The organism is Gordonia sp. UBA7860 (assembly GCF_002500165.1).
GTDB classification, from domain to species: Bacteria; Actinomycetota; Actinomycetes; order Mycobacteriales; family Mycobacteriaceae; genus Gordonia; species Gordonia sputi.
On record NZ_DLSO01000143.1, the window covers coordinates 14,126 to 26,892 of the forward strand.

The following is a 12,767-nucleotide window of genomic DNA, read 5'->3' on the forward strand; positions in this document are numbered from 1 at the left end:
TCGGAACCGGGCTTCGTCGCGCCGGGGTGCCTCTCACAACGCAGCGTCGGCGACCTCCAGTGCGGCGTCGAGGATCGCGAGTCCTTCGCGGGCCTCGTCGTCGGAGATGGTGCATGGCGGGCAGACGTGGATGCGGTTGAAGTTCGCGAACGGCAGCATTCCACTCGACTTGCACGCTGCGATCACCTTGTTCATGGCATCGCTGCTAGCGCCGTAGGGGGCGAGTGGCTCGCGAGTCTCTGAGTCCTTGACCAATTCGACGGCCCAGAAGACACCTGCGCCACGTACCTCGCCGACGCTGGGATGCCGCGCTGCGATCCGCTCGAGCTCGGGACCGATCACCTCGGCGCCGACGCGTGCGGCATTCTCGACCATTCCCTCGTCGGCCATCGCGTTGATCGTCGCGACAGCGGCCGCGGTCGCGAGCGGGTGACCCGAGTAGGTCAGCCCGCCGGGGTACGGGGTCTCGGCGAAAGTTGCTGCGATGTGCGGACTTATCGCGACACCGCCGAGTGGGACGTAGCCCGAGTTGACGCCCTTGGCGAAGGTCAGCAGGTCGGGGACGATGGGACCCTGCTCGTCGTCGCCGTGCTCGATCGAGAACCACTTGCCGGAGCGTCCGAAACCGGCCATCACCTCGTCGGCGATGAAGACGATGCCGTACCGGTCGCAGATCTCCCGCACCCCGCGCAGGTAGCCGGGCGGCGGAATCATGATGCCTGCGGTGCCGGGAATGGTCTCCAGGATGATCGCCGCGATCTGCGATGGACCTTCCATGCGGATGGTCTCTTCCAGGTGGTCGAGAGCGCGTTCACACTCCTGCTCCTGCGTGGTCGCATGAAACCGCGACCGGTAGAGGAACGGCCCGAAGAAGTGCACGACGCCAGCGTCGCCGTAGTCGTTCGGCCAGCGTCGAGGATCGCCCGTCAGATTCACCGCGGTGTCGGTGCCTCCGTGATAAGAGCGGTAGCGCGACAACACTTTTCGACGACCCGTGTGCAAGCGGGCCATGCGAACCGCGTGCTCGTTGGCGTCGGCGCCGCCGTTGGTGAAGAAGACCTGATTCAACTCACCGGGAGTGCGTTCGGCGATGAGTCGTGCGGCCTCCGAGCGCGCATCGTTGACATGTGCCGGCGCGACGGTACACAACTTGGCGGCCTGCTCCGCGATTGCGGCGACGACCTTGGGGTGCTGATGGCCGATGTTGGTGTTGACCATCTGCGACGAGAAGTCGAGAAGGCGATTGCCCTCGCCGTCCCACACGTAGCACCCGTCGGTGGCGGTGATCGTCATCGGCTTGAGCTTCGCCTGCGCCGACCACGAGTGGAAGACGTGCTTGCGATCGAGCTCATAGGCACGCTTCGCTGCGTCGAGATCGATGGCGGGCGTCGTGCGTTCAGATTGAATGGTCATATGCGGCAATCCGTTTCGGTACTCGGTGAAGCTCAGGCGTTCTGGGGGAATCCGAGGTTGATTCCGCCGTGGCTGGGGTCGAGCCAGCGGGTGGTGATGGCTTTGGTGCGTGTGAAGAAGTGTATTCCCTCGGTGCCGTGGGCGTGGCTGTCGCCGAAGAGGGAGGCCTTCCAGCCGCCGAAGCTGTAGTAGGCCATGGGCACGGGGATGGGGACGTTGATGCCGACCATGCCGACCTCGACTTCGTTGCCGAAGCGTCGGGCTGCGCCGCCGTCGTTGGTGAAGATGGCGGTGCCGTTGCCGTATGGGTTGTTGTTGATCAGGTCGAGCGCTTCGTCGTAGGTGTCGACGCGGACGACAGACAGGACGGGTCCGAAGATTTCGTCGGTGTAGATGCTCATGTCGGGGGTGACGTTGTCGAAAAGCGTTGGGCCGAGCCAGAAGCCGTCCGCTCCGCCGTCGGCCTCGACCGTGCGGCCGTCGAGAACGACGGTGGCTCCGGCCTTTTCGCCTGCGTCGACGTAGCCGGCGACCTTGTCGCGGTGGGCTTTGGTGACCAGGGGTCCCATGTCGGCGTTGGTGGTGCCGTCGCCGGTGACGATGGTGGTGGCGCGTTCGGTGATCTTGGCGACGAGGTCGTCGGCGATGTCTCCGACGGCGACGGCGACGCTGATGGCCATGCAGCGTTCGCCTGCGGAGCCGAATCCTGCGTTGACCATGGCGTTTGCGGCGAGGTCGAGGTCGGCGTCGGGCAGGATGATCGCGTGGTTCTTCGCGCCGCCGAGCGCCTGGACGCGTTTACCGTTGGCGGTTCCGGTGGCGTAGACGTACTGGGCGATGGGGGTGGAGCCGACGAAGCTGACGGCCTTGATGCTCTTGTTGGTCAGTAGTTCGTCGACGGCGGTCTTGTCGCCCTGCAGGACGTTGAAGACGCCGTCGGGCAGGCCTGCTTCTTTCCAGAGTTCGGCGAGCCAGATCGATGCGCTCGGGTCCTTTTCCGACGGCTTGACGACGACGGTGTTGCCTGCGGCGATGGCGATGGGGAAAAACCACATGGGGACCATGGCGGGGAAGTTGAACGGGCTGATGATGGCGACAGGCCCGAGTGGCTGGTGTACGGAGTGGATGTCGACGTTGGTCGAGGCGTTCTCGGTGTAGCCGCCCTTGAGGAGATGCGGTATGCCGCAGGCGAATTCGACGACCTCCTGGCCGCGGCTAATTTCGCCGAGTGCGTCGGAGAGCACCTTGCCGTGTTCGGCGGTGATGATCGCTGCCAGCTCTTCTTTGCGCTCGTTGAGTAGTTCGCGGAAGCGGAAGAGGACCGCGGTGCGCTTGGCCAGTGACGTGTCGCGCCATTCGGGGAACGCGTCGGCTGCGGCGGCGATGACCGTGCGCGCATCCTCGACCGACGCCAGGGCGACATTCGCGGTCACGACGCCGGTTGCCGGGTTGGTCACGGGCGCCGTCGCCGACGAATCCCCGGCGAACGCCTTGCCGTCACACCAGTGCTGCACGATCGCTGTCATCAGAACTCCTCCACAAGAACGGAATTTGGCACGCGACCCACTGTGGGCAGAGTCGTCGTACGAGTACCTTCCAGTCTGAGGTAGAACCGGCGGTGTGGCGCGCTACACTCTGTCAGTGAAATTCGAACACGTCTTACACCTCGTAAAGTCCCGTAGGTGAGATTCCGATGACTCTCACTGTCGGCGACGTCATCGATCTGCCTGTGATCCGTGCCGGGCTCCCCGACGTGTTGAGCACAGCCGGCGCGGAGCGCACGGTGAGGTGGATGCACGTCAGCGACCTCGGCGATCTCGGGCACCTGCTCGAGGGCGGAGAACTAGTCCTGACCACCGGCGAAGCGTTGCGGCGTGATCCGCGACGCTACCTCGAGAACCTCGCTCGCGCGGGCGCACTCGGGGTGATCGCTGAGTTCGACGATTCGTTCCCGATACCGCCGGAGATCGGACCGGTGGCCGTCGAGTTGGGCTTGACCGCCGTGGTGTTGCGCCGGGAGATCAAGTTCGTCGAGGTGACCGAACAGGTCCACCGCACCCTGGTTGCCGAACAGTACGCCGCCGTCGAGTTCGCGCACCGCACTCACGAGACGTTCACGCAACTCACCATGCGTCGTGCTTCGCCAGCGGAGATCACGAACAGCGTTGCAGCGCTGCTTGATTCACCCGTCGTGTTGGAGAACCTGCAACATCACGCGGTGGCGTCGGCCGGAGCGTCGGCGGCATCGCTACTTCATGACTGGGAACGCCGTTCGCGACTGCACGCCTCTGATGTCGCGTCGAATGATCTTCCGGGACAAGCGCTATGGACGATCGTCGACGTTGGTCGCGGCGACGACCACTGGGCCAGGCTGATCGTTCCCGAATCGCAGGCTGACCAGCAGCGAACGGCGATGGTGCTCGAGCGGGCCGCGCAGGCGCTCGTGATGCATCGGATGGCCGAGCGTGGCCGCCTCGACATCGAGCGGCAGGCTCAGGCAGGACTCGTCGACGACGTTCTGCAAGAACGCATTCGAGACGAGGGTGAGGTTGCGGCACGGGCATTCGCCCTCGGACTGCGCGAATCCAACGAGTACGTGCCGATCTCGGTGCGAGTGCCCGGCTGGCCGGCGAGTGACGATCCGATCGCCACACGACGACGCACCGCGCAGTTGCTCGACGTCGTGGTGCGGGTTGTCGGGGCTCAGGGACACAGTGCACTCTTCTCTGCGCGCGACGCGGGAGAGGTCCTGGTGGTGCTCGCGTTGACGACGCCACGTGGCAGGTCGCGCCAACACGCACTCGACGCTCTCGCGGCTGCGACTCGTCGCGACGTCGAGCGAACGGTTGGCCACGCAGGTGCGGTTCTTGGCCTGGGTGCGCCCGGTCGGCAGGTGATGTCGACGATCCACACGTTGCTGCAGGCGTCACAGGTGGCCGAGGTCGCGGGCGGGATGCCGACGTCGGAGCGTGTCGTCTTCGGAGTGCAGGACATCGGAATTCGAGGATTGATTTCGCTGCTACGCGACGATCCTCGGTTGCAGCGGTTCGCCGAATCGGAACTGCGCGACCTGGTGCTCGACGACATCAACAACGGGGGAGATCTGCTCGACGTGCTGCGCGGCTACCTTCAGCACGTCGGCAACAAGTCGGCACTCGCGTCACACCTTCACATGAGCCGACCGTCGTTGTACGCCAAGCTCTCTCGCATCGAACAAATACTCGGCGTCGATCTCTCCGACGGCGAGTCGGTCACCTCGCTGCACGTTGCTCTGCTCATTCTCGACGGGCGATCACAGGGTGTGGCAAGTACTTAGCCGCAAGAAGCGTTCCGGACTGCGGTCCGTTTTGCAATGTAACTATGTCCGAATTTTCAGGTGATCATAAGAAAACGGTGGTGAGGTAAGCCTTATGACACCTCCAGAGACGATCACCGACCCGAACTACGCCTCCACGATCGAGGAGGTTGCGCGATGAAGCGACGCTACCTGTGGTGGGGGCTCGGAACGCTGGTCGCGCTGATAATTGTCGTCGTCGCGGCAGGTCCGTGGGCGTACTCCAAGTGGATTGCGGGCGACGCGGACGAGGAACTCAAGCTCCCGACGTCGACGCAGGCGGCGTCGGAGAGCGTCGACGGCGCATGGACGATCGTGCCGGGACCCTCCGCCGACGCGACCCGAACGCAGGCCGGATATCGAGTCGACGAGACGCTACGTGGGCAACCCGTCACGGTGAACGGCCGCACGACATCTGTGACCGGCACGGCGACGGTGGCGTCGTCGAAGTTGGAGAACGCCGACATCACGGTCGACGTCGCGTCCATCACCAGTCCGGAATCGATGCGCGACAACCGGTTCCGCGGTGAGTCGATCATGGACACCGAGAAGTATCCGACCGCGACGTGGAAATTGACTCAGCCGGTGGATATTTCGTCTGTCCCCGAATCTGGCCAGCCGCAGGCCGTCCAGGCAACCGGCGATATCACCATCAAGGGTGTGACCAAGTCAGTAACCACGACCCTGAATATCCAGCGATCCGGGGCATCTGTGATCGTGCAGGGATCGATACCCGTCACGTGGACCGACTTCGGCGTCACCCCACCGTCACTGGGCTTCGTCGAGGTGGAGAAGACCGGCAGCATCGAGTTCCTGGTGAACCTCGAGAAGAAGTGAGCGGTGGTCTCGACAGGCTCGACCAGCGGGGCGCTCGACCCTTTCCGCTGGTTGAGCCGGCCGCGAGCGCAGCGAGCAGCCGAGTCGAAACCACATGCCTGCGCGGGAGCGGTCTCGACAAGCTCGACCAGCGGGGCGTCGGACACGCGGGGGCGCCCCTTACGCTTGCGAACATTCGGTAAGCGCGGCAGACTCCAACACGGACCACAGCGTCGCCGCGGCGCGGGAGGGATCGCGATCGGATGACCGACGAGCGCCAGCAGTGCAGGTCATCTCCGTCGGTCTCATCTATCCCGCTGAACCGTCGTCGATTCTTCACTCTGAGCGCCGCTGCAGGCGTGGGTGTGTTCGGAGCGTCCGTGCTGAGCGCCTGCTCGCCCGGCTCGGGGTCGGGATTAGCAGGTTCTGCCAACACGATTCGGGCAGCGATCGCGGGTGAGCCCGATCAACTCGATCCACACAAAACCTCCGCGTACTTCTCCTTCGAGGTGCTCGAGAACGTCTTCGATACTCTCGTCGAACCCAACGAAAAGCTCGAGATGGTCCCCGCGCTCGCGCAGAGCTGGCAGGTCAATCCCGAAGAGACGCAATACGTTTTCACGCTGCGCCCGAACGTTCGGTGGCACGACGGTGAGCCGTTGACCGCATCCGACGTCGTCTACTCTTATCGGCGGATCATCGACGGTGAGCTTTCGGCTTCCTGGCGATTCGACAACGTCGCCACCATCACGGCACCCGACGATGCGCACGTCGTGATCACCACGCGCACGCCGAGTCCTAACCTGCTCAGCAGTATTGGCGGTTTCAAGGGTCTCGCGATTGTCAACAAGCGCAACGTCGAGTCGGGGCAGATCCTCACCCGTCCCATCGGCACCGGGCCGTTCTCGTTCGAATCACGTTCGCCGGCAACGTCGATCGTGCTCAAAGCCAACCCTGGGCACTGGTCGGGTGGACCGCATGTCGACGGCGTGGCCTTCAGTTTCATCTCCCAGGGGACGACGGCCGTCTCGTCGCTGCGGTCTGGCGAGGTCGACTGGACCGACGCCATCCCCGCGCAGCAGCTGCGCATCCTCGACAGCGACGACGAGATCAACGTCGGGACCGTGACCGCCAACGATTACTGGTACGTCGCAATGAACTTCGCACGCAAGCCGTTCGACGACCGACGCGTGCGGCAGGCGGTGGCCTACGCGATCGACCGCACATCCATCGCGCAGGTCGTCGGATACGGCACGGCGACACCGAATCAACTGGCGATTCCCAAGACCAGCCCGTGGTTCACACCCTATGACCGATTTACCGCCGGTCTCGATAGGGCTGCCGCGGTGAACAAGTCGCGGTCGCTGCTCCGTGACGCCGGGCATTCGTCGTTGTCGATGGGTCTGATGGTCTCTACCGAATATCCCGAAACCGTTACTGCGGCACAGGTCATCGCGTCGAATCTCGCCGACGCCGGAATCAAGGTCACCATCGAGCAACTCGACTTCGGTGTCTGGCTCGACCGCCAATCCGCCGGGCAATTCGACTCGTTGCTGATGGGCTGGCTCGGCAACATCGACCCCGACGATTTCTACTACGCGCAGCATCATTCGGGCGGAACGTCGAACTCGCAGAAGTACTCCAATCCGGAGGTCGATCGGCTCCTCGACGCCGGACGTACTGAACTCGACGTCGGTCGTCGCAAGCAGATCTACGCCGACGTCTCGTCGCGAATCGCCGACGACGTCAGCTACCTCTATCTCTACAATCCGTCTGCCACGCAGGCGTTCTCGAAGTCGGTGCGCGACTACACCGTACGAGCCGACAAAGCCGTCCGATTCCGCAACGCCCGACTCGAGAGGGGAGGTGCGTCATGAGCGACTTCGGTTGGCCGCTCATCAGGTTCATACTGATCCGACTGCTCTATACCGTCCTCGTGCTGATCGGCGTGACGATCGCGGTGTTCTTCCTGATGCAGATCGTGCCCGGTGATCCGGTCAAGATCGCGCTGGGCACCCGCTACACGCCCGAATCCTATGCGGCACTGCGCAGTGCGTCGGGGCTCGATCAGCCGTTGTTCACCCAACTCGTCCACTACATCGGCAACGCTGCGACCGGAGACCTTGGCGTCAGCTTCCGCAACAACGAACCGGTCACGCACATGCTGATGGACCGATTGCCCGCGACGATCGCACTTGCGGTCGCGGCCATTCTCGTCGCGCTGGTGATCGCGATTCCGTTCGGTACGTGGGCGGCGCTGCGCGAGGGTCGCGCTGCGGACAACACGATTCGCGTCGTGTCGCAGTTCGGCATCTCGGTGCCCGACTTCTGGATGGGCATTCTGCTCATCGCATTGTTTTCGACGTACCTCGGCTGGCTGCCGTCATCGGGATATCGTTCGCTCGCAGACGGATTCGTGCCGTGGATATCGCACCTGGTGCTGCCGGCGATCACCGTCGGCGTCGTCACAGGCGCCATCATGACTCGCTACGTACGTGCGGCCGTCCTCGAGGTGGCCAACGCACCGTACGTCACCACCGCGGAGTCCAAGGGGCTCAGCCGCAGACGAATCATGGTGTCGCACATCGGCCGCAACGCGTTGGTCCCGGTGCTCACCATCTCGGGTATCCAGCTCGCGGGCCTGCTCGGCGGCGTGATCGTCGTCGAAGTGGTCTTCGCCTGGCCAGGACTGGGACGACTCGTCTACGACTCCGTTGCCGCACGCGACTATCCGATGCTGCAGGGTGCGATCCTGCTCATCGCAGCGATCTTCCTCATCATCAATCTGATCGTGGACATCCTCTACGCCGTCATCGATCCGAGGATTCGGTTGTCATGAGCGAGCTACCCGAGCCAGAACGCACCGCACAGACCGCGCTCGACGACGCAGGCGAACCCACCTCCACAGGTTCCGGCAGCACCGACTCGGCGTGGCGACTTCTGCTGCGCAACAAGGCGTCGGTGGTCGGCATCGTCGTCATCCTGGTGATGGTCATCCTGGCGATCTTCGGTTCGTTCATCGGCCCGTACGGCGCCAACGACATCGACGTGCCGAATGCGCTGCAGGCGCCCAATTTCTCGCACCTGTTCGGCACCGACGACCTCGGCCGCGACGTGTTCTCGCGGGTGGTCCTCGCGGCGGCGGTGAGTATGCGTGTCGCTGTGATCGCCGTGGCGATCTCGTTGGTCGCGGGCGTGATCATCGGCATGGTGTCGGGGTTCGCGGGCGGAATCACTGACACCGTGCTGATGCGGGTGATCGACGTCGTCTTCTCATTCCCGGTGATGTTGCTGGCCTTGGCGATCGTCGCGATCCTCGGCCCGGGCGTCACGTCGGCGACCATCGCCATCGGCATCGTCTACATCCCGATCTTCGCCCGCGTCGCACGCGCCGACACCCTGCGCGTCCGCGAAACACAGTTCGTGCAGGCCGCCCGGACGATGGGGGTGTCGACGCCCCGCATCCTGTTCGGCCATGTGCTGCCGAATATCTCGGGTCCCGTCGTGGTGCAGACGTCGATCTCGTTGGCCTTCGCGATCCTGTCGGAGGCGGCCCTGTCGTTCCTCGGACTCGGAGTGCAACCACCCGAACCCTCCTGGGGGCGCATGCTGTACGACGCCCAGGGCTTCCTCACCACCGCCTGGTGGATGGGCGTGTTCCCGGGCCTGGCGATCCTCGTGACCGTATTCGCCTTCAACCTGCTCGGCGACGGCGTGCGCGACGTCCTCGACCCTCGGCAACGAACTCTGTTGCGGAACCGGGGTAAAGCGGGTCGACGCCCCGCCACACACACTCCGAAGACAGCGACTCCCGAAGCGGCACAGGCAACGTCGGACACCGTGGCGCACGATGACGACCAGGGGCGGACCGACCCGGTGTTCTCCGTCTCGCAGCTCGTCGTCGGCGTCGGTCCACGGGAGATCGTGCACGGCATCGACTTTGCCGTGGCCAAGGGCGAAACGCTCGGCATCGTCGGCGAGAGCGGTTCGGGTAAGTCGCTGTCGGTGCTGTCGGCGACTGGGCTGTTCCACGCACCGAGCTCGTACGTCGACGGCTCGTCGACACTCGGTGGCACACAGGTCATCGGCGCCTCGCGGGCGGTTCTGCAGTCGCTCCACGGGGCCCGCGTGGGATTCGTGTTCCAGGATCCGTCGTCGAGCCTGAATCCGTTGCTCACCATCGAACAACAACTCACCGAGGGTACGCGTCGGCATCTCGGATTGAGCCACGCACAAGCGCGCGAGCGCGCGGTGCAGTTGCTGACCGACGTCAACCTCCCCGACCCCGAGAGTCGTCTGCGTGCCTACCCGCACCAACTGTCCGGCGGTCAACGACAACGCGTGATGATCGCGATCGCGCTCTCCTGTGATCCCGACGTCCTCGTCGCCGACGAGGCGACCACCGCGCTCGACGTCACGACGCAGGCCCAGATCATCGACCTCGTCGCGCGGCTCCAACGCGAGCGTGGCATGGCGGTGGTGTGGATCAGCCACGATCTCGGAGTGATCGGACGGATCGCCGACCGCGTCGTCGTCCTTCGACAGGGTGAGGTCGTCGAAACCGGCGACGTCGCAGAGATATTCGCCCATCCGCAGCACGAATACACGCGCGAGCTGTTGGCGTCGCGTCCGCTGTTGTCGAAGGTCGACGATCGTGGCGACACCGACCTCGAGTCTGAAAAAGCTTCCACCACAACACCGCTCGTCAGCATCTCCGACCTGGACGTGCGGTTCGCGGTACGCACCTCGAGCGGTCGCGATGTGGTGCACGCGGTCAGCGACGTCACCCTCGACGTCGCGCGCGGAACGACACTCGGCATCGTCGGCGAATCGGGATCGGGCAAATCGACGATCGCAGGCGTCCTCACCGGGTTGACCACGACCGGCCACGGCACGGTGGTTCGTGGCAGCGCACGAATCACTGTGGAGGACAAGGAGATCGACGCCATCGGCGTCCACGGGGCCGAGCAGAAGGCGCTGCGTCGACGGGTTGCCATGGTGTTCCAGGACCCAGGCGCGTCGCTCGACCCACGGATGACTGTCGTCTCGTCGATCGGTGAGGCGCTACGCGCGCACAATCTGGTGTCAGGGAAGGACGCATTGCGGAGTCGCGCAACGCAATTGCTCGACGACGTCAGTCTGGACAATTCGTTCCTCGACCGCTACCCGCACGAACTCTCCGGCGGTCAGCGGCAACGTGTCTGCCTCGCCCGCGCACTCGCGTCCGACCCCGAGCTACTGATCCTCGACGAGTCGACGGCCTCGCTCGACGTGACGGTCCAGGCGTCGGTTCTCGATCTGCTCGCCGAACTTCAGCGCGAGCGCGGGCTGACGTACCTGTTCATCGCACACGACCTCGCCGTCGTCGAACAGATCAGCGACACGGTGGCCGTGATGGAGAAGGGCCGGGTCGTCGAGACGGGCCCGGCGTCGAAGATCCTGCATCACCCCGAGAGTGACTACACCCGGAAGCTGCTGGCCGCCATCCCGCCGGAGACGCCTGCCCGGGCCTGAACGCCGGGAGACGAGCGGCCGTCAACCGTGCAGCAGTTGCTGCCAATTCGACGGCACGCGGTCGGCCGGACCGGGTGCGGTCTGGTCGTCGGGATGGCTCGTCGGCGGAGCCAGCTCCGGGCCGCTGGCCATGGCCGAGTCCGGGAAGCTCCAGAACCAGTCCTCGCCGGGTTCGAAGCTCTGGATGTACGGGTGCCCCGTGTCGTCGGCGTGATGCGAGGCGTGTTGGCCGGGGGAGGAGTCGCAACATCCGACGTGGCCGCAGGCGGCGCAGCGTCGAAGATGAAACCACCAGCCGTCGGCGGCGTTGAGGCATTCAACGCAGCCGGTGCCCGACGGCGGGACTGTGGGATCGATCAGGTTCTCAGCCATAATCCGACGCTACGCTCGGGTGGAGACGAGTTCGACCCTCACGCGACTCGACTCTCACATGACTCTCAGAACCGTCGGGACCAAATCCGACGCGGCTGCTGTTGGAGTAGATGACATCGCAGCCAGCGGTGATCAGAAGGAGGATCAATGTCCCACGACTACCGCAAGAACCCACAGGCACTGGCGGCCCTCACCGCGGACCAGTACCGAGTGACCCAGGAGGACGGCACCGAGCCAGCGTTCCACAATGCCTACTGGGACAACCACGAGCCAGGCATCTATGTCGACGTGGTCTCCGGAGCGCCCCTGTTCAGCTCGCTCGACAAGTACGACAGCGGCACCGGATGGCCGAGTTTCACTCGCCCGATCAGCGACGACGCGGTCTCGACGCGCACCGACCGATCGCTGTGGATGAAGCGAACCGAGGTCCGCTCGGCGTACGCCGACAGCCATCTCGGCCATCTCTTCGACGACGGACCGCGATCAGAAGGCGGCAAGAGGTACTGCATGAACTCGGCGTCGCTGCGGTTCATCCCCGTGGCCGAGCTCGACGAGCAGGGTTACGGCGAGTACCGCCGCCTGTTCGAGACCACCGATAGTTCCGACACCACGCAGGAGAACGCATCATGACCAGTGGAAGCAACGACGACGGCCGCATCACCGAGCAGCCCGGCACCGAGACCGCGGTGCTCGCGGGAGGCTGCTTCTGGGGCGTCGAGGATCTGATTCGACGCCAGCCCGGCGTGCTCTCGACGCGCGTCGGCTACACCGGCGGCAGCAACGACCACCCGACCTACCGAAATCATCCCGGGCACGCCGAGGCCGTGGAGATCGTCTTCGATCCGACGCAGACGACCTACCGCGACATCCTCGCGTTCTTCTTCCAGATCCACGATCCGACGACGAAGAACCGGCAGGGCAACGACGTTGGCAGCAGCTACCGGTCGGCGATCTTCCCCGTGACGCCCGAGCAGGAGCGCGTCGCGCGGGACACCATCGCCGACGTCGACGCCTCGGGCCTCTGGCCGGGGCGGGCGGTCACCACGATCGAGCCGGCTGGCCCGTTCTGGGAGGCCGAGCCCGAGCACCAGGACTACCTGGTGCGCTACCCCAACGGGTACACCTGCCACTGGCCCCGGCCGGACTGGGTGCTCCCGCACCGCGACGAGGCGCACGCCTGATTTGATCTGCCCCGACGGGGAACGGCCCGGTCACCGAATGCTCGGTGGCCGGGCCGTTTGCGGTCAGCGGGGCCGCAGAATGTCGCGGAAGGACCGTCGGGCGCTGTAGGAAGTGGGGGAAGGGTGGTCGGGCGGCG

At 64.8% G+C, this 12,767-nt stretch carries 10 protein-coding genes; 7 read left to right on the forward strand and 3 right to left on the reverse strand.

Features of this window, described 5'->3' with window-relative positions:
• Window positions 1-33 precede the first annotated feature (33 nt).
• Window positions 34-1,413: an aspartate aminotransferase family protein gene (locus B3T59_RS17615; RefSeq protein WP_287004538.1), complete on the reverse strand. Its 1,380-nt coding sequence runs from the start codon at window positions 1,411-1,413 to the stop codon at window positions 34-36.
• 32 nt (window positions 1,414-1,445) lie between these two features.
• On the reverse strand, window positions 1,446-2,939 hold the full coding sequence (locus B3T59_RS17620) for a CoA-acylating methylmalonate-semialdehyde dehydrogenase (RefSeq protein ID WP_267625826.1): 1,494 nt from the start codon (window positions 2,937-2,939) through the stop codon (window positions 1,446-1,448).
• A 167-nt stretch (window positions 2,940-3,106) separates the two neighbouring features.
• Here B3T59_RS17620 and B3T59_RS17625 point away from each other — a divergent pair, with 167 nt between their 5' ends.
• The 5 genes from B3T59_RS17625 to B3T59_RS17645 all read left to right on the forward strand — a co-directional run bounded on the left by B3T59_RS17625 (window position 3,107) and on the right by B3T59_RS17645 (window position 11,077).
• On the forward strand, window positions 3,107-4,729 hold the full coding sequence (locus tag B3T59_RS17625; RefSeq protein ID WP_005207230.1) for a PucR family transcriptional regulator: 1,623 nt from the start codon (window positions 3,107-3,109) through the stop codon (window positions 4,727-4,729).
• A 156-nt stretch (window positions 4,730-4,885) separates the two neighbouring features.
• Complete coding sequence (locus tag B3T59_RS17630) at window positions 4,886-5,584, forward strand: YceI family protein (protein ID WP_064903818.1); 699 nt, start codon at window positions 4,886-4,888, stop codon at window positions 5,582-5,584.
• 242 nt (window positions 5,585-5,826) lie between these two features.
• Window positions 5,827-7,440: an ABC transporter substrate-binding protein gene (locus B3T59_RS17635; RefSeq protein WP_251723077.1), complete on the forward strand. Its 1,614-nt coding sequence runs from the start codon at window positions 5,827-5,829 to the stop codon at window positions 7,438-7,440.
• Window positions 7,437-8,402 (forward strand): ABC transporter permease, encoded by a 966-nt coding sequence (locus B3T59_RS17640; RefSeq protein ID WP_064863801.1) that lies wholly within the window; start codon window positions 7,437-7,439, stop codon window positions 8,400-8,402. Before B3T59_RS17635 ends, B3T59_RS17640 begins: the two co-directional genes overlap by 4 nt.
• The gene (locus B3T59_RS17645; RefSeq protein ID WP_251723078.1) at window positions 8,399-11,077 is read left to right on the forward strand and encodes a dipeptide ABC transporter ATP-binding protein; all 2,679 of its coding nucleotides are present in this window, start codon (window positions 8,399-8,401) and stop codon (window positions 11,075-11,077) included. Before B3T59_RS17640 ends, B3T59_RS17645 begins: the two co-directional genes overlap by 4 nt.
• A gap of 21 nt (window positions 11,078-11,098) precedes the next feature.
• Here the strand turns inward: B3T59_RS17645 and B3T59_RS17650 are convergent, their stop codons facing one another.
• The gene (locus B3T59_RS17650) at window positions 11,099-11,449 is read right to left on the reverse strand and encodes a UBP-type zinc finger domain-containing protein (RefSeq protein WP_005207235.1); all 351 of its coding nucleotides are present in this window, start codon (window positions 11,447-11,449) and stop codon (window positions 11,099-11,101) included.
• A gap of 147 nt (window positions 11,450-11,596) precedes the next feature.
• On the opposite strand from B3T59_RS17650, the gene msrB reads away from it, so the two are divergent.
• Both msrB and msrA read left to right on the forward strand, forming a co-directional pair.
• On the forward strand, window positions 11,597-12,079 hold the full coding sequence (msrB, locus tag B3T59_RS17655) for a peptide-methionine (R)-S-oxide reductase MsrB (RefSeq protein WP_005207236.1): 483 nt from the start codon (window positions 11,597-11,599) through the stop codon (window positions 12,077-12,079).
• Window positions 12,076-12,630, forward strand: coding sequence for a peptide-methionine (S)-S-oxide reductase MsrA (gene msrA, locus B3T59_RS17660; RefSeq protein WP_005207237.1), 555 nt, complete (start codon window positions 12,076-12,078; stop codon window positions 12,628-12,630). The genes msrB and msrA overlap by 4 nt, the downstream gene beginning before the upstream one ends.
• Window positions 12,631-12,767: the final 137 nt, after the last annotated feature.